This is a genomic window from Methylophilus sp. VKM B-3414, assembly GCF_032248435.1.
Taxonomy (GTDB): domain Bacteria; phylum Pseudomonadota; class Gammaproteobacteria; order Burkholderiales; family Methylophilaceae; genus Methylophilus; species Methylophilus glucosoxydans.
On record NZ_JAVTLI010000012.1, the window covers coordinates 1 to 15,989 of the forward strand.

Annotated in this window: 12 protein-coding genes; 6 read left to right on the plus strand and 6 right to left on the minus strand. The window is 49.1% G+C overall.

Annotated elements, in window-relative coordinates; genetic code table 11:
- Positions 1 to 247: 247 nt before the first annotated feature.
- Both Q9292_RS12280 and Q9292_RS12285 read right to left on the minus strand, forming a co-directional pair.
- Positions 248 to 1,204 (minus strand): OmpA family protein, encoded by a 957-nt coding sequence (locus Q9292_RS12280; RefSeq protein ID WP_313988495.1) that lies wholly within the window; start codon positions 1,202 to 1,204, stop codon positions 248 to 250.
- On the minus strand, positions 1,204 to 1,617 hold the full coding sequence (locus Q9292_RS12285; RefSeq protein WP_313988498.1) for a DUF4398 domain-containing protein: 414 nt from the start codon (positions 1,615 to 1,617) through the stop codon (positions 1,204 to 1,206). The genes Q9292_RS12280 and Q9292_RS12285 overlap by 1 nt, the downstream gene beginning before the upstream one ends.
- 244 nt (positions 1,618 to 1,861) lie before the next feature.
- On the opposite strand from Q9292_RS12285, the gene Q9292_RS12290 reads away from it, so the two are divergent.
- The 3 genes from Q9292_RS12290 to Q9292_RS12300 all read left to right on the plus strand — a co-directional run bounded on the left by Q9292_RS12290 (position 1,862) and on the right by Q9292_RS12300 (position 4,006).
- A complete protein-coding gene (locus Q9292_RS12290) occupies positions 1,862 to 2,185 on the plus strand; it encodes a hypothetical protein (RefSeq protein ID WP_313988501.1) in 324 nt (107 codons plus the stop codon).
- Positions 2,186 to 2,630: 445 nt separating this feature from the next.
- Positions 2,631 to 3,065 carry a hypothetical protein gene (locus tag Q9292_RS12295; RefSeq protein ID WP_313988503.1) on the plus strand — a complete coding sequence of 145 codons (435 nt, stop codon included), beginning with the start codon at positions 2,631 to 2,633 and terminating at the stop codon, positions 3,063 to 3,065.
- A gap of 206 nt (positions 3,066 to 3,271) precedes the next feature.
- Positions 3,272 to 4,006, plus strand: a complete 735-nt coding sequence (locus tag Q9292_RS12300; protein ID WP_313988506.1) for a hypothetical protein — start codon at positions 3,272 to 3,274, stop codon at positions 4,004 to 4,006.
- A gap of 25 nt (positions 4,007 to 4,031) precedes the next feature.
- Here Q9292_RS12300 and Q9292_RS12305 read toward each other — a convergent pair whose 3' ends face one another.
- Positions 4,032 to 6,278, minus strand: coding sequence for an EAL domain-containing protein (locus Q9292_RS12305; RefSeq protein ID WP_313988508.1), 2,247 nt, complete (start codon positions 6,276 to 6,278; stop codon positions 4,032 to 4,034).
- A 300-nt stretch (positions 6,279 to 6,578) separates the two neighbouring features.
- On the opposite strand from Q9292_RS12305, the gene Q9292_RS12310 reads away from it, so the two are divergent.
- From Q9292_RS12310 to Q9292_RS12320, 3 genes are all read left to right on the plus strand, one after another.
- The gene (locus Q9292_RS12310) at positions 6,579 to 7,034 is read left to right on the plus strand and encodes a hypothetical protein (protein WP_313988511.1); all 456 of its coding nucleotides are present in this window, start codon (positions 6,579 to 6,581) and stop codon (positions 7,032 to 7,034) included.
- Between the two features lie 287 nt (positions 7,035 to 7,321).
- A complete protein-coding gene (locus Q9292_RS12315) occupies positions 7,322 to 7,981 on the plus strand; it encodes a pyridoxamine 5'-phosphate oxidase family protein (protein WP_194749152.1) in 660 nt (219 codons plus the stop codon).
- A 275-nt stretch (positions 7,982 to 8,256) separates the two neighbouring features.
- Positions 8,257 to 10,854 (plus strand): EAL domain-containing protein, encoded by a 2,598-nt coding sequence (locus Q9292_RS12320; RefSeq protein WP_313988514.1) that lies wholly within the window; start codon positions 8,257 to 8,259, stop codon positions 10,852 to 10,854.
- Between the two features lie 109 nt (positions 10,855 to 10,963).
- On the opposite strand, the gene Q9292_RS12325 is transcribed toward Q9292_RS12320, so the two are convergent.
- The 3 genes from Q9292_RS12325 to Q9292_RS12335 form a co-directional block, all read right to left on the minus strand.
- Positions 10,964 to 12,388 (minus strand): porin, encoded by a 1,425-nt coding sequence (locus Q9292_RS12325; RefSeq protein WP_313988516.1) that lies wholly within the window; start codon positions 12,386 to 12,388, stop codon positions 10,964 to 10,966.
- A gap of 173 nt (positions 12,389 to 12,561) precedes the next feature.
- Positions 12,562 to 13,836, minus strand: coding sequence for an OmpP1/FadL family transporter (locus Q9292_RS12330; RefSeq protein ID WP_313988519.1), 1,275 nt, complete (start codon positions 13,834 to 13,836; stop codon positions 12,562 to 12,564).
- A 72-nt stretch (positions 13,837 to 13,908) separates the two neighbouring features.
- Entirely contained in the window at positions 13,909 to 15,984 is a 2,076-nt protein-coding gene (locus tag Q9292_RS12335; protein ID WP_275356528.1) for an EAL domain-containing protein, read from the minus strand.
- Positions 15,985 to 15,989 lie beyond the last annotated feature (5 nt).

Genomic DNA, 15,989 nt, shown 5'->3' on the forward strand with positions numbered 1-15,989 from the left:
TTGCTCATTTAATACTCCTATTAACCTCAAGTATGAGGCTAAAAAGTATCTAATGCAGCCGGGGCGATTCATTAATCCTCCACAAGATGATCTCGATAGAGTGACCTGCCCCCAAAGCCGTACCATTTTTAATTAAGCACAGTCCTGTGATCTTAGAGTGAGTGTGTGAATGCTGGTAGCAGAATAGAACCAGTTTGTATCAGGAACCTGGTTTCCAATTCAGCGTTTTCTCTCGCTCAGCAACTTATTACAGCTTATTCCTTACCGATATTTTTTCATCAACATTAGCGTCTGTATTTTCAATGATGACTTCAACACGACGGTTTAACTGGCGCCCAGATGCACTATCATTGCCCGAGACTGGTGAGGTTTCACCCTTGCCAGCAGTCACGAGGCGGTCTGAATGGATGCCCTGTTTCATTAGCCAGCCCTTAACTGAGTCTGCGCGACGCTGTGACAATGCTTGATTGTAGTCAGCATTGCCGACAGTGTCTGTGTGGCCTTCGATCATCACAGAGCGATTTTGATGCTGATTGAGGAAGGTCGCAAGTTTGGCTAAATTTGTCGTCGCACCACTTTTTAGCTCAGCTTTGCCGGTGTCAAACAACACGTCGCCTAGCGTTACAACGAGGCCACGTTCGGTTGGCTTGGCGTTGAGTTCTGCAATCTGGCGTTGCAAATCAGCAGCTTTCTGTTGCGCATTCGCTGACTCTTGTTGTGCAGCCAGTGTTTTGAGCCGTGAGGATTCTGCATTGCTGCGCGCGTTCTCAACCTCCTTTTGCGCCGCTAATGTTTCTATCCGCGCGGAATCAGCGTTGCTGCGTGCAATATCAACTTCTTTTGTCCGGGAGTCGAGGCGTGCAGTTTCCCGTTGCTGGCTCAAGGCCGTGCGTTGCTCAACGAGCAGGCGACTTTCGGCCAGTGCTTGTGCGGTATCGACCTTGCGTTCTGCGATGTACATCAGGTGCGCAACTTGTTCTTTGTCGCCTTGAGATACCTCGGCAGCACGGACTGCCACTTCGGCCTCCTTGATCGCGACGGGTGCCTGGCTTGCCAGTGGCTGATTAGATTGCAACATGGTCAATTTACTGCGGGCATTGTTGACCGCTTCTGGTTGTATTTGTCTGGCTGTACATGCCACCAACAAGACGGATGCCACAGCGGTGGATATGAGTGTTCTAGCGTTAAAAATTTGTGTGCTCATTATTGATCTCCTGTCTTACGCTTCATTTCCATTTTTAATGTGTCAGTCCCTTTTTGCATCTGCTCGTTAACCACACGGGCTTTTGCCACTTCGGCTAGGGCGGAGGCCAACTCAGCGTCAGTGCGTGCCTGTTGGGCGAGGCGTTGTGCCAGAATCATTTTTTGTTCTTGTACTGCGCTGTGCGCTGCAGAGAGTTTGTCGCGTGCGGTACTCAGTTCGACGGCAGCATAATCCGCAACACTTGCTCTTTCTGCACTCGCGATGGCTTGCTCCGCGGCTTGCAAAGCAGAAGTTGGCGGTTTGGGTGTTGAGGCGCAACCACTGAGCAGCAACAATGCTGTAAATGCGGAGGCCAAGCCCCAGGACAACAGGCGATGACTCTTTGCCTGTGGTAAATGTAATGTGTGTGCCATGTGTTTCTCCTTGTATGAATCGAGGCACTTAGTACCTAGTGCATACAAGTATTCCAGACGACAGTTGAATGCTCCGTGCACTGGCGTACATAAGCCATCGGGCTTAGTTGCTTAACTTGCATCGATCCGATAATCCTCTAACGGAATCTTCATTACCGCTGCAACACGGATTAATTCATGAAGTATTTGATTAAAAATCAAGCGCTCACTAGAATGAAGGTCCGATTTTTGGGAAAGGTAAAGGATGGATAATCCTAAACAAGTCATTGCGGCTTTAGTGCTGGGTTTTTTCTATTTGACAGCTACAACGAATGTGATTGCTGTGGATAAATGGAGCGATGGGCACGTGGACGAGCATGAGCACCACCATGGTAAAGACGGACACGCGGATGAGCATGAGCATCACCACGGTAAGGACGGCCATGCGGATGAGCACGAGCATCACCATGGCAAAGATGGTCATGCGGATGAACATGAGCACCATCATGGGAGTGACGGCCATGCAAATGAACATGTGCATCATCACGAAGACGGTAGCAAAGAAAACAAGCATGAGCATCATCACTAACTGGCGCTGCCTGGCAACGAAAGATGCTAGCGGTATGGTTTTAGCCATCACCAAATAGGGAGGGTTGTTTGTTGATGAATCAATTCGGGAAAAACTCCTATAGGCAACTGGGAGCTATCCCGGCATGATGCAAGTGAGGGCTTGATTTACCACTAGGACCGCTGAACGTAATCTCGGTTATGTGCAGCGGGGTAAACCAAACCCTGCATTCGATTAAACGCATATTGATCTCAATGCAAAAAAAGCATCTCTTCGGAGGTGCTTTTTTACTTTGTATGGCTGAAATCTTCTCATTTTAATTAAGGGCACCACTGATCCTGGTTTTGTCCTGTCTTGTACGAAAATTCCTACAAGAGGTTCAGCCTGATGTGTATTCGTTCAGGTGGTTGATTATTGGATCATATAGGCTGTGTGAAAACAGTCATCAGTGATTGGGGAGGTTAATATGCCAAAAACAACATCACCGCGTACATTTACAAGTGCACTCTCTCTACTTGCCATTACAATGGGCGCGGTTTCTGCGGCCTTAATTGTGATGTGCATAGGAATGTACTTCACGATTCTGTCGGTAGATGATTCAACGTCAGTCAAAGTGCATGCAAAGGCGGTGGAAGCGACAGCGATCGTGCCTGCTGATACTCAAGTACTTGTGGGATTCAATGGCAAGTTGACTTACACGAATGCGCCCATGATCAATGAAGCTGGCGCGGATACGCATTTGAGAGATGCCTTGTTCCGTGAGGAAGCCGAGGAAGAGATGGCTTCGTCTGCAGAGCCGCGCTTGCAGCAAGAGGCACCCCTTGCCCGCACTTATCTTGCAACTGCTCATTTGCCTGTGCAGGCGGTTCATTTTCGTGCAGTCAAACGTGTGATGGCTTAAATGAGCTGCCTTGATTGGCTACGCATTAGTGAGAATGTATGAAAAAGGGTGTAAACATAATGGCAATGATTGAAATTTATTTCTTTTTAAGGCATTGTTAGAGATTGCATATCCTATTGGCGTAAAACTATACCTGACCGAATTTGTGGAAATATGCATTATCTTCAACATCAAACACAACCCTTGGGGATAAGGGTTTGCCTACCATGATCTACTGCTCATATCATTTTGCGCCTACTCAGCGTGGCGAAATCCAGATTGGTAAAATCAATGTGCTATTGATAGGTGTGCTGATCGTCATCTTGCTTGGCCTGATTATCAAGGGAGAGGAGCGCGAAGAGGGCAGTGCTGCAACCCTGCGTATTCAAAATCAGGTCTCTGCCGTGGCTGCCCCCGAGGTGAGCGCACAAATAACCAGCGAGTTGACACAGGCTGTGTCTGAGACGACGCCAGCCCCTGAGTCAGAGGAGATGCCGGTGAAAAAATCGGGCAAAAAAACGGATGCCCTTGCTCACAAAAAAAATGCATCACCTGAGCCAGCCTCCGAGCAGCCAGCCTCAACGACAGTTGTAGCACCCCATGCACATGTGGCAGCGAATCCGGTGCCTGCAGCAACAAGTGAAGAGAATTTACACAAAGACAACTCCAAAAAGATGATTGTTTTTAATATCTGGAGTGTATCCGAACTCAGGCTCAGAAGTGCCTATGCGGCCTATATGAACGATAGCGCGGTGCCTGCCGTTCAGCTTGAGGGCAGAAAAAAAGAGTATTTGAGTTTTGCTAGCCATCGTACAAAAAAATGTGGCGAACTGGATGGCAAGTTTGCCAGCAATATCAATACGGTAGAGAAGCTGACGCTGGTGAAGGGTGATGCTGAAGTGTTGCAATGTCATACCATAGAGAACAACCTCGAGATTGATCGGCTCAGTGCCATTCAGTAAGGGTGGTCTAACGATCTGATGCGATTCAATCTTGCTGAATGAGCGATTCTTTTACAGCAATCAGTGGATGCGGTTTTGCTCTTAAGTAACCTTGTGAGTAGTGACAGCCCATCTGCTTGAGCAGGGTTTCTTGATCCTGTGTTTCTACGCCCTCGGCAATCAGTTTGATATTGAGCTGATTGCCCATATAAATCATCGTTTTGCATAAGGCCTGATTTTTTTCATTTTCTGTCAGGCTGCTGATGAAGGATTTGTCGATTTTGACATAATCAATCATGAATTTATGCAGATAGGCGAGTGAGGAATAGCCCGTCCCAAAGTCGTCAATCGCCAGTTTAATCCCTGCATGATGCAGATTGTTGAGCATCGCCATTGTATTGACTGAGGAGTCCAGCAATAGCCGTTCGGTGATTTCAAAACAGAACTGTTCTCCGGGAATATGTTGTGCTTTGAGGGTGACGAGAAATTGCTCCAGGCTGGCAGGGTGTGCAAATTGCAGGGACGAAATATTAATGCAGATTTCTACCTTGCCAAACTGTTGCTGGATCTGTTGCAGGTCTTGAATGATTTGTGCAAACACCCATTCGCCAAGCGCAATAATAAAATTATGTTCTTCTGCAATGGGGATAAACACGTCTGGCGGGATCATGCCCAGTTGCGGATGTTGCCAGCGTAACAAGGCCTCCAGTTTTTCACACTGCAGATTACTCAAGCGAAAGATGGGCTGATAATGCAGTGACAGTTGCTGTTGGGGAATGGCCTCTTTAAGCGCCTCGATCAGTTGCATTTTGCGTGCAAACTCTTCATAAATGGCCTGATTGAACAGCACACATTGATGTTTTCCTGACTTCTTGGCCTGATACAGCGCCTGGTCGGCAAACATAATCAGCTCGTCGGCATCTTGACCATGGTCGGGAAAAAGCGCCGCCCCTATACTCATAGACACGCTTACTGTTTTGGATTGAACCTCGAAGAGTGGCGACATTACTTGCAATAGTTGTTCACACAGAGCCTGTAGAGCTGCTTGATCAATGCCTGGCAGCATCATCAAAAACTCATCTCCGCCAAAGCGGGCGGTGAGGCTAGGCGGTTGTATCATGCATTGTATGCGTGCGGCGACCTGGATCAGCACTTCGTCGCCAAAAGCATGTCCAGCCGTATCGTTAATCTGCTTAAAGTTATCGAGATCAATAATGATGACCCCTAGGGACTGCTTGGATTCGCGGGCCTGTTGCATGGCCTGGTCAATTTCATTTTTTAACTGAAAGCGGTTAGGGAGCTTGGTGAGAAAGTCGTGATTAGCCTGGAACCAAATCTCCTGCTGTGCGGCCACAGCCTGTTTTTTGCTGCTGCGGTAGACTTTTAGCAGTTGCAGAAACAAAAGCAAGGCAAGCACTCCCGGGACCGCAATCAGGTATTGTGTCCGCTCTGGCGCAGGCGAGGCTTTCCAGGTATTCATAATCTCGGGCGGATTGGTGCCAATCTGTTGTGTCGCTTTATTGAGTATGCTGACCAATGTTGGCAGATTTGCGTCTACCCCCATCCAGACGTCACTGGTGATAGCGGTGATGCCTACTTTCTTGATGTTCTGGATTTTATGCAAGTCGATGTGATAGTCCAGGACCAGCTCATTGCCAACGTAGGCATCGACATAGCCCGACTGCAAATCATCAAACGCCTCATCCGCGATATCAATCAGTTTGATTTTGATCGTGGGGACTTCATTTTTAAGTTTTTGTGCGACGGGGCCGCCCTTGAATACGGCAACCGTTTTGTCTGTGAGATCACGCAGGCTGATTTCATGATGTGCCAGAGGGTGATTAGCGGCCATATAAATGGCATTGACTGTGACCAGATAGGGTTGTTTGAGCAATTGAAAGCCGGCTGGCGGATTTTGACCACGTATCCCTGTCATGAGCGGCGCGTCAGCCGGGGTGAGGTTGTCATGATCGTTGACAATAACAAATGTTAAACCGGTGAGCTGGCTGATCTGCTCCAGATACTGGATGGAGACACCGGCATGGTTGTGATTTTCCAGCTGAAACTCTACGGGCATCCAGCCACTTTTCACTGCGACCTTGAGGCGTGGGTGCTGCTGCAGCCAATCACGCTCTTGTGTGGTGAGTGCCAATGCATTTGATGGTGGGAACTCGCCTGGCAAAATTTCTTCTGCCTGTAGCATTGCTCCGCTAAAACCTATGCCTAGCATCAGACACAGGCGACCAAGAATATGGACGACCGAACATAGCCCTTTCACTCTGCGGCAAGCCATGATTCAACCCCCAATGGTTTTTGGATAATTTATCTGTAAATTGTATGTGACTATAACGGCGTGAAATGCAAAATATAAAGGCTTTTATACAGTTTTTTATATAACACTGTGAGTATGCGTTAAGTTAGACTATGATGGATAATGCGTGTTCGCGGAGGCGTCAAACTTCTGCCTACAATGGAAAGCACCTGTCATCAAAAATAAGTGAAGGACTGTTAGACTAACTATGACGGTGTTAACCGGTAAGGCTGCGCATGAGGGTGTGCATTGAATAAATAACTGGCTAAGGGAGTCCGGTGAATGAAAAAAATGGGTGTATTGCTGGCAGCGATATTGCTGTTGGCGGGCTGTTCTGTGAACATGGTAAAGCTGGGCGTCTATAAAAATAAAGCGCAATTGATCGGTACGGATGGGGCGGTCTATACGGGAAGTATCATGATTAATGATATTAGTAACGATGGCGATATCGACTTCGACGAGTCACCTTATGGCAAGCTTGCTGGCAAGTGGACCGCCACCAGTACGGTGGCCCCGGTGATCCGTACGGTGGATGCACAAAGTGCCTCTGATGCGGTGGTTCGTCGTGCCTATTCAGGCAAAAGCTTTTTAATTGCTAACCAAAAAGCCGTGCTTAATTGTGACTTTAAAATCAATATTGAGGGCGATGGCTTGCTCGGTAGCGTCTACGTGATTGGTGATGGAATCTGTGTGGATGATCAGAAGCGCAGTTTTCCTATCCAATTTTTCAAGTCCTAACATCATCAAAAACGCATCAAAAAGCCCCTCATTCACTGGGGCTTTTTGATGTTTGTTGCTCTGCGGTGAAACAGCATTCGGCATCACCAGCTTGAGCGCGCCTGTCTTTTTCCAGCTGCGATGCTTGCCGGTTTTGTGCCTGTAGACATCATTCCCCTTTCGTTGAAACCACTGTTCAGACCATACATAGTGCCGTTTAAATCAAGTATGATGCGCCAAACAAGCTAAGATAGCTGCAGTCAATGGATTGATTGCAGCAAACCTACGTTTAACCAATTGGGGGAGTTATGAGTCGCTTATTCGGAGAGATACATCGTCAGGTGCAAGATGCCCAGGGCACCAGAAAACTGGCTGACCGTATTGAGGAAATTGCCTGTAAAACGGAAATTGATGAGGATGCCAAGGGCTTTATTGAGTCACTGGATATGTTTTTCCTGTCTACGGTGGACCATAATGGCAGACCTACGGTGTCTTACAAAGGTGGTTTTCCTGGATTTGTCCGCGTGCTGGACAGCCAGACGCTGATGTTCCCGATCTACAATGGCAACGGTATGCAGCTGTCGGTAGGCAATATGGTGGGTAACGGCGAGGTAGGGCTGCTGTTTATTTCATTTGAGCGCCCGCATCGTATCCGCTTGCAGGGCGTCAGTGAGGTCTCAACCGATCCAGCTTTGTTGGCGCATTACAAAGAGGCTGAGTTTGTTGTCAAGGTAAGTTTGTCCGAGCTCTGGCAAAACTGTCCACGCTATATTCACCGCTATCAGCGCGAAAGTGCCTCGCGCTACGTCCCTTCTGCACAATGCGAAACCCCGTTGGCTGAATGGAAACGGTTGGAATTTGTGCAAGACGTGATCTCTGAAGCCGATGCACAAAAAGCACAACAAGCAGGCTTCATTCAGGTCGAAGACTGGATCGCCAGGATCAAGGCTGGCGCACCAGATGCTTAGTTCACACCAGACCTCATAAGGCTCTTATAGACTCTGCGAAAGCAGTATTCACTGGCCTCTCTCAGCAGAACGCAAATAGATTTGCGTTTTCTGATAGAGGCCTTTGCTATTTTCATGTATCTTTTCGGTGTACGATATGCATCATATTTCTCAAGATAAATAATTGTTCGACATAGAATTGTTATCAATCTATAAGGTGACCATCTCTATGGTGCCGCGGGGGTGGCGTCAACGTGATTCATCAGGGTGCAAAGAGATCTCTACGGTATTTCGCCATGCGAAAGGTGTCGATACTTGCTGGTTGCATGCTGTGCTTGATGGGCTTGATGCAGCCTGGTATCGGATGTGCAGAACAGACCATTACTGTTACCAGTGATGATAATTACCCGCCCTATTTGTTTAAGGACGCAAATGGCAATACGGTGGGCATTGTGGTGGATACCTGGAAGTTGTGGGAGCAAAAAACCGGGGTGAAGGTGACCTTGCTTGCCATGGTCTGGGAGCAGGCGCTACAGCAATTGTTGAGCGGGCATGCTGATGTGATCGAGATGATTTATCAGGATCCCGAACGTGAACAGCGCTTCAGTTTCAGTACCCCTTATGCCACGCTCCCGGTGGGCATTTATGCGCATAAAAGCATAGGTGGCCTGGCATCCTCCAGCCATCTGAGTGGCTTTACCGTCGGTGTGCAAAAAGGCGATGGCTGTATTTTTCACCTGAAGCAAGCCGGGGTTCAATCGTTTCGGCTATATAACAATTATGAAGAGATGATCACCGCCACGCTCAAGGGCGAAATCAAGATCCTGTGTATGGATGATTATCCGGCTAGCTATTATCTGTATCGCGCAAAGGCGGATCAAAAAGTACTGCGTGCTTTTACCCTTTATCACGGCGAGTTTCACCGGGCGGTAAAAAAGGGCAATGAGCCCATTCTGGCCTTGATTGAAAAAGGCATGGCGGCCATCACCCCGGCTGAAATGGCTGCGATTGAGGCACGATGGAAGGGCCGTCCCTTGCAGCAAGACCTCTATGAAGGGCAAGCGTTATGGATGTTGGCTGTGGCATTCATCGTTGCCGTGAGTTTGGTATTGCTGGTGTTTATGCTAAGACTCGCGGTGAAAAGAAAGACCGCTGAAATTGAAAGCAAGCGTGCCGAGCTGGAACTGGAGCGATTGCGTCTGACTGAAATCATTGATGCGACGCGTGCGGGCACCTGGGAGTGGAATGTACAAACCGGAGCGTGCCAGTTTAATCATCGCTGGGCAGAAATTCTGGGATATCAACTCGAAGATATCCAGCCTTTAGGCGTAGAGGCGCCAAAACGTCTGACGCATCCGGATGACTGGAAAATGGCCATGGCCTTGGTTGAACAGCACCTCAAAGGCGAGATTGCCTTTTATGAGTGCGATATCCGCATGCAACATAAAGACGGGCGCTGGTTGTGGATCGCGGATCGGGGGCGGCTGATTTCGCGTACAGCCGACGGGCAGCCGTGGATGATGCGCGGTACGCATATTGATATCACGGATAAGAAGCAGGCCGATGCTGCGATTTGGCAACAGGCCAATTATGATAGCCTGACCCAATTACCTAACCGCCATTATTTCAATCGCCACCTCAAAGAGGCGATTGCCGAGGCGGCAACCCAACAGCAAAAACTCAGCCTGTTGTTGCTCGACTTAGACCGCTTTAAAGAGGTCAATGATACGCTCGGTCACCGGCATGGGGATGAGTTGTTGATTGAGATCGGCCAACGGATACGCCAATGCTTGTATGATCATATGGAGGTGGCCAGGCTGGGCGGGGATGAGTTTGCCATTATTGCACCAGAGTCTGCCTGTGCCGATTTGCAAGCATTCGGCCAGCAGTTGATGCAGGAGATCTCTAAAGCCACCATTCTTGGCGGGGAGCGCGTCTATGTCACGGTCAGTATCGGCATCAGCCAGTATCCCGAGGATGCCATCAATGCTGAAGAAATGATACAGCATGCGGATCAGGCCATGTATGAGGCAAAAAGTCGGGGCCGTAATAACCTGCGTTTTTTCTCGCTAGCGATTAAAGAGGCCATGTCGCAACGCGTGATGTTGGCACGGGACCTGAAGGCGGCCCTTGAAAAGGATGAGTTGCGCGATTACTACCAGCCGATTGTGAGTTTGAACACGGGCAAGATCGTCAAAGCCGAAGCGCTGATGCGCTGGCAGCATCCTGAACGCGGACTGATCAGTCCGGCGCTCTTTATTCCCGTGGCCGAAGAAACGGGGGACATTGTTGCGATGGGTAATTGGATTTTTTCTCGGGCGGTCGCGCATGCGTCCAAATGGCAGCCGCTGGTGGGGGAGGCATTTGCCATTAGCGTCAACAAGTCTCCGGTGCAATTCGTTGACCCGCAACGCTTTCATCATGACTGGGGAAAAATCTTGCAGGATAACGCGCTGGCAGGCAAGCATCTGGTGGTTGAAATTACCGAAGGCTTGTTACTGAATCCCGACCCGGTCGTCGAGCAGCGCTTATTGTACTATCGCGACTTGGGGATTCAAGTTGCGATCGATGATTTTGGAACTGGCTATTCTTCGCTTTCTTACCTCAGTAAATTTGATATTGATTATTTGAAAATTGATCAGTCCTTTACCCGTAACCTGAATGCGGGCAATGAAAGTTATGTCTTGTGTGAGGCCATCATTGTCATGGCGCATAAGCTAGGCCTGAAAGTGATCGCTGAAGGGGTGGAGACCGCACTGCAGCGTGATTTGCTGATGGATATCCATTGTGATTTTGCCCAGGGATTTTTCTATTCCCCGCCTGTGCCTGCTGAGGCCTTTGAGCAAATGCTGGTGCAACAATCGCGGCAAGAAGCTGCGCTGCTGCAGTGTTAGTTCGCACATATGAAAAAAGGCCCAAGCACGGCTTGGGCCTTTTTATGAACAGGCAGCGAACTTAGAACCGGAAACGTACCCCGGCACCTACTGCCTTCACGTCCTGATACTAGGTCGAACGCGGGAACTTGTCCCCTGAAAAGTGGTTATTGGTGTAAGCAACATAGGTATCAACCCGCTTGTTGATCTTATAGTCAATCACTGAAGTCCAGGTGTCAATTTTACCTTGTGAGTTGGTGGAGACTGTTGGGCCATCAATCGCATCAAACCGGGTTGCATAGTAGCCGACAGAGGCTGTCAGACCTGCCAGGGCTGGGATGCGCTGCGAAAAGTCGTAGCTGGCACCAATGTAGTAGACATTGTTATCTTGTTTGTAACCTGGTTGTAATGCAGAGGTGGCGACGCCACCAAATACGGTCTGGTCAAACAGTTTGCTGTATTTGATAGTCCGGTCTGATGAAGGCTTCAAACGGTACCATTCCCAGCCGCCTGTGAATTTGATTTCCTTGTTCGGCGTCCACTTCAACGCGATTAAAGTGGCTTCCGTGTTATACAGGGACGCAGTAATGGTGTCGTTGGCGGCTGGATTGCCAGCAGCTGCAGAGCCTGCCTTGACGGCATTGTTAAAGCCGTTAAAGGCAAACTGAACGCCAAATACGCTATTTTCAAAGCCCAGTTGACCGGTGTAGCCATAACCCTCGGAAGTGCCTGCGGTATTGCCAAACTGATACATGCCGGCGTAGTTGACCTTACCTAGCCCTTCAACATCGTAAGTATTGCCATACTTCACCGTGTTTTTCATGCGGGAGTTTTCGGAGATGCCGCCACCGCCGCCAATCGTGCCGCTCTCACCCAAGGGCGAGAAGGTATCTGCCTTGCTGTTAGGGTCATAAGGGTTGGTGATTTCAAAAAATGGGTTGTACTGGGTACCGTATGACACACGCCCCAGCTTGCCGCCATCAATCCCTACCCAGGCCTGACGCGCAAATAACTCACCGTTCATGGAGGAGTCCGCGCTGACGCTAGAGTTGGCATTGGTCCCGGAGTTGTCTGCCAGCGTCTGTGCCGCATCATGCAACTTCATATCAAGCGGGTTGAAGCCAGCTTCAAACTGGTACATGAATTTAAAGTCACGATCCCACATTTGTAGTTTGCCGACTTCGCCCTTGATGCCCAGACGGGAGGCTTGCAAACCACCATTGACCCACTCGGTTCTTGAGGTGGTTCTCGGTGTGATTTTTGCACCATTGTAAGGATAGAAGTTGTTAGGTAATTCGTAGTTCTCAGGCAACGAGTGGTTAACACTGGTGCGCGCAATATCGATGATGCCATACACTTGTACGTTCGATGGATGGTCTCCGACGTTGAAGTCCAGACGCAACGGGTTGTCATCATTCATGAAACGTGTCATGAACGAGCTTGGTGCCTGATCGTTTTGGTTGGCGGACGTTGTAGGCGTTTCTGCCTGGGCGGTCAGGGCCTGACCGATTGCGACTGGAAGTAATGCCAGTTTAAAAAAATGTCTGATGGTCATCTTAATCTCAATGTTTTATGCGATATTGCGGGTTGTCACAAGACAACGCATTTTCGTGCTGGCAAATGACGATTAGATGACATGCGGCTTACATGAAGCTTACGCCCGTCATAATTGACTTGTCACAAATGTGGGAGCTTGGTTGAGCGCTGCGTGCGCAGCGCCCTTAAGCCTTAGAATTGGTGGTTAAACTGCAGGCTGAGAATATCAGCACTGCCATTGTATTGACCGGCCACCAGCCCCCTGCTTGGAGTAAGCGCCCGCTGGTCGTCATAGATACTGGCTTCTTGGATAAACAAATGTGCATAGCCAACATCCAGTTTTGTTTCATGGCTATATTGCCAGCTCGCGCCCAAAGACAGCCAGATACGGTCATTGCCAGGAATGCGGGGGGTTCTATGTTGCTTGTCTATGGCTTCTTGATCGTAAGCAATGCCGGTTTTGAGTTTGAGTGTGTCTGAGTAATGATAATTGAGCCCGACCGAATAACGTAAGGTATTATTCCAGTGTTCCTGCGTGGTCCCAATGGCAGTATTTGAGCCATTATCGCGCATGATGCTCAATGCTTTGAACCGGCTCCAGCGTGTCCAGGTGATGTCTGTCAGTAGCTCCCAGCGGTCGTCCAGTCGGCTGAAACTACTGAGCGAAAGCGTCTCAGGCAAGGATAAATCTGCTGTAATGTCGGCATTCAATGTGCTCGATGGACTCGCATTGGCCAACGTGAAAGGGGAGCGCGCTTCTCCCTTCAAGTGCTGGTCGACTTTTGAACGGAAAGCCAAGCCTAGCCGGGTATCGGGCGTGACTTGGTAAATGGCGCCCAGATTGTAGCCAAATCCCCAGTCGTCCCCCTTGGTTTTAATCGATGATTCTGCGGCCCCTAAATTCACTGCACTGGTCAGCTCTGCCTGTGCCCACATGGCAGACACGCCAAATCCCAATGACCACTGGTCATTAAGTTTCCAGGCCAGTGATGGGTTGATGTTGACGGTTTTAAGCTCGGATTTAATGGCTTGAAAGCGGCCTATCCAGTTGTTGTCGTACTCGGTTTTGAGTCCAAATGGGCTGCCAATACCGAGGCCGATTTTGAGTTGATCGTTAATGTCCTGCTTGTAATAAAGATTGGGAATCGCCGCAAAACTGCCCAAATTACCGCCTTCTCCATTTAGAGATGGATTTCTGGCTGCTTGACTACCTTGATTATCAAAATTTCCCCTGACATTAATCAGGTTGACTGCACCCACGATCTGACGCCCCTCCAGGTAAGTCATCCCAGCCGGGTTGAAGAAAATCGTACTGGCATCCTCTGCCACGGCAGCCGCTCCGGCAAAGGCATTCCCAAGCCCGCTGCCACTTTGTTCGGATAAGGCAAAGCCTGCTGCCTCAGTGACTTGATGGGTGCTGACCAAAGCCAGCCCCAGCCAGAAACTGGTAGATTTCAAACGTAACATGGATCCCCCTAAAACGACTTTTTTGATTTTTTTAAGCTTGATCACTACACTCATGCGGCGTGATCAACGGCATTAATTTTCTGCACTCGCAATTTTTCTGAACACTGCCGGAATACTTTCCGGGAAGTCTGCCATAAACGTGGTGGTTTGGCTCGCAGATAAGGCCGCACTGAACAAGTAACCTTGCACATGATGGCAGAGTTTGTATTGCAGGTATTCAAACTGGATTGCGCTTTCCACGCCCTCTGCCACCACTTTTAAATTGAGGCTGACCGCTAACGCTACCAACGCGTCGACAATCGCGATATCGACTTTGTCATGCGGAATGCCCGCCGTAAATTGCTTGTCAATTTTTAAAATGTCTACCGGCAATTGTTTCAGGTAGTTCATTGACGAGTGGCCAATGCCAAAATCATCAATCGCAATGCCTATGCCTAACTGCTTCAGTGAGTAAAGGATTTGTTTGGCAGAATCAATATTACGCATGACCATGGATTCGGTAATTTCCAGGTTCAGGGTACGTGGCGAAATGTGGTAAAAATCCAGCGCATGGCGGATAGTGTCTGACAGGCTATCGTCATCAATCTGGCGCGAAGAAATATTCACATTCATGAACAGATCCTGGTCAAACATCTCTTGCCACATGGCCAGTTGCTTGAGTGACTGGTGAATCACCCAGGCACCGATGCTGATAATCAGGCCCGAGCCTTCCGCCAGATGGATAAACTGGTCAGGGCTAAGTAAACCTCTGGTTGGATGACGCCATCTGAGCAAGGCCTCAAAGCCGATGGTTTTCAACAGCTGTGTATGGATGATGGGCTGATAATAGAGCTCCAGCTCCTGATTTTGCAGCGCGAAGTGCAGCGCCTCACGCAGATTGCGTAGCTCGGAGGTATTGGCTTCATCCATTTCACTGTAAAAGCGATAGGTGTTGCGACCCGCATCCTTGGCTTGATACAGCGCCACATCCGCGTTCTTCATCACTTCGGTTTTAGAGTCGAATCCGGCTCTCAATTGCGCAATGCCGATGCTGACCCCAATATTAATTTCATGGTCATCGACGATAAATTGGGCAGAAATCGTCTGGATAATCCGTTTGCAGACTTGCTCTATCGTTTGCCGGCCTGCGGCATCCAGCAGAATGGCAAACTCATCGCCACCCAGGCGGAAAATCGCATCTTTTTGTGCCAGGTTGCCGCGCAGGCGGTGCGCCACTTGCAGCAACAACTTGTCCCCGGTGTTATGGCCAAACGAATCATTGACGATTTTAAAGCGGTCCAAGTCTAACAACAGCAGGTACACATTGGCTGGGCCATTGGAGGAAGCGGTGATTCTACGCGTAATCGCTTCTTCAAACGCGTGACGGTTCAGTAATTGGGTATTTTTGTCGTAGTGCGCCAGGAACTGCAATTTTTCTTCAATGACTTTGCGATGTTCCAGTTCGGTTTGCAGCTGTGCGTCACGCTGACGGATGCTTTCCAGCATATTGTTGATGTCATGGCCTAGCATGCCGATTTCATCCTGACTGCGGATGCTGATGCGTTGGTCATAGTGATGATTGCGAGTGATATTGCTGACAAAGCTTTGTAAGGCGTGAATCGGGTTGACGATATTGCGGTTAAGTCGCCAGATAATCAGACAGCCGACCAGCGCGGCTGCCAGTACCGCAATGGCGTTAGACCAGGCAAATCCAATCAGGACATCGACAATTTGCGCCTGCTTGATGGTTGCTTGCAAGGTGCCCACCGTTTTTTCATTCACCACGATAGGCGTCTCAACTTCCAGATCCTTGAAAAAAGGGTAGAGCCATTGCCAGACGGCAGTGGATTGTGGATGTTGCGGATAGAGTTGCTGGATCGCTTGTTGCTGCTGGTTAAAAATCGTGATGCTGCGGATATTCTGATTATCCGTCAGCGGTTCCAGTGTTTTGGTCAGTGAGTTGACCTCCCCAAACATGACCGCGGGTCCAATCGAAGTGGCCACGACCTGAGTTTGCACCAGTATGTCACGAATCATGTGGGTGCGCAGATTGTGATAATGGCTGCCAAATGCAAACACGATAAACACCAGAAACATACTCAAAGTCATCACCAGCTCGGTGAGCAGCAGTTTATGGGCAATCTTAAGGTGAGGCAGCAGTTTTAACATACAAA

What these genes read in the sequence shown, in the direction of transcription:
- Q9292_RS12280 (WP_313988495.1), bottom strand. Translation starts at nt 1,204, where the DNA reads ATGAGCACACAAATTTTTAACGCTAGAACACTCATATCCACCGCTGTG.
- Q9292_RS12285 (WP_313988498.1), bottom strand. Translation starts at nt 1,617, where the DNA reads ATGGCACACACATTACATTTACCACAGGCAAAGAGTCATCGCCTGTTG.
- Q9292_RS12290 (WP_313988501.1), top strand. Translation starts at nt 1,862, where the DNA reads ATGGATAATCCTAAACAAGTCATTGCGGCTTTAGTGCTGGGTTTTTTC.
- Q9292_RS12295 (WP_313988503.1), top strand. Translation starts at nt 2,631, where the DNA reads ATGCCAAAAACAACATCACCGCGTACATTTACAAGTGCACTCTCTCTA.
- Q9292_RS12300 (WP_313988506.1), top strand. Translation starts at nt 3,272, where the DNA reads ATGATCTACTGCTCATATCATTTTGCGCCTACTCAGCGTGGCGAAATC.
- Q9292_RS12305 (WP_313988508.1), bottom strand. Translation starts at nt 6,278, where the DNA reads ATGGCTTGCCGCAGAGTGAAAGGGCTATGTTCGGTCGTCCATATTCTT.
- Q9292_RS12310 (WP_313988511.1), top strand. Translation starts at nt 6,579, where the DNA reads ATGAAAAAAATGGGTGTATTGCTGGCAGCGATATTGCTGTTGGCGGGC.
- Q9292_RS12315 (WP_194749152.1), top strand. Translation starts at nt 7,322, where the DNA reads ATGAGTCGCTTATTCGGAGAGATACATCGTCAGGTGCAAGATGCCCAG.
- Q9292_RS12320 (WP_313988514.1), top strand. Translation starts at nt 8,257, where the DNA reads ATGCGAAAGGTGTCGATACTTGCTGGTTGCATGCTGTGCTTGATGGGC.
- Q9292_RS12325 (WP_313988516.1), bottom strand. Translation starts at nt 12,388, where the DNA reads ATGACCATCAGACATTTTTTTAAACTGGCATTACTTCCAGTCGCAATC.
- Q9292_RS12330 (WP_313988519.1), bottom strand. Translation starts at nt 13,836, where the DNA reads ATGTTACGTTTGAAATCTACCAGTTTCTGGCTGGGGCTGGCTTTGGTC.
- Q9292_RS12335 (WP_275356528.1), bottom strand. Translation starts at nt 15,984, where the DNA reads ATGTTAAAACTGCTGCCTCACCTTAAGATTGCCCATAAACTGCTGCTC.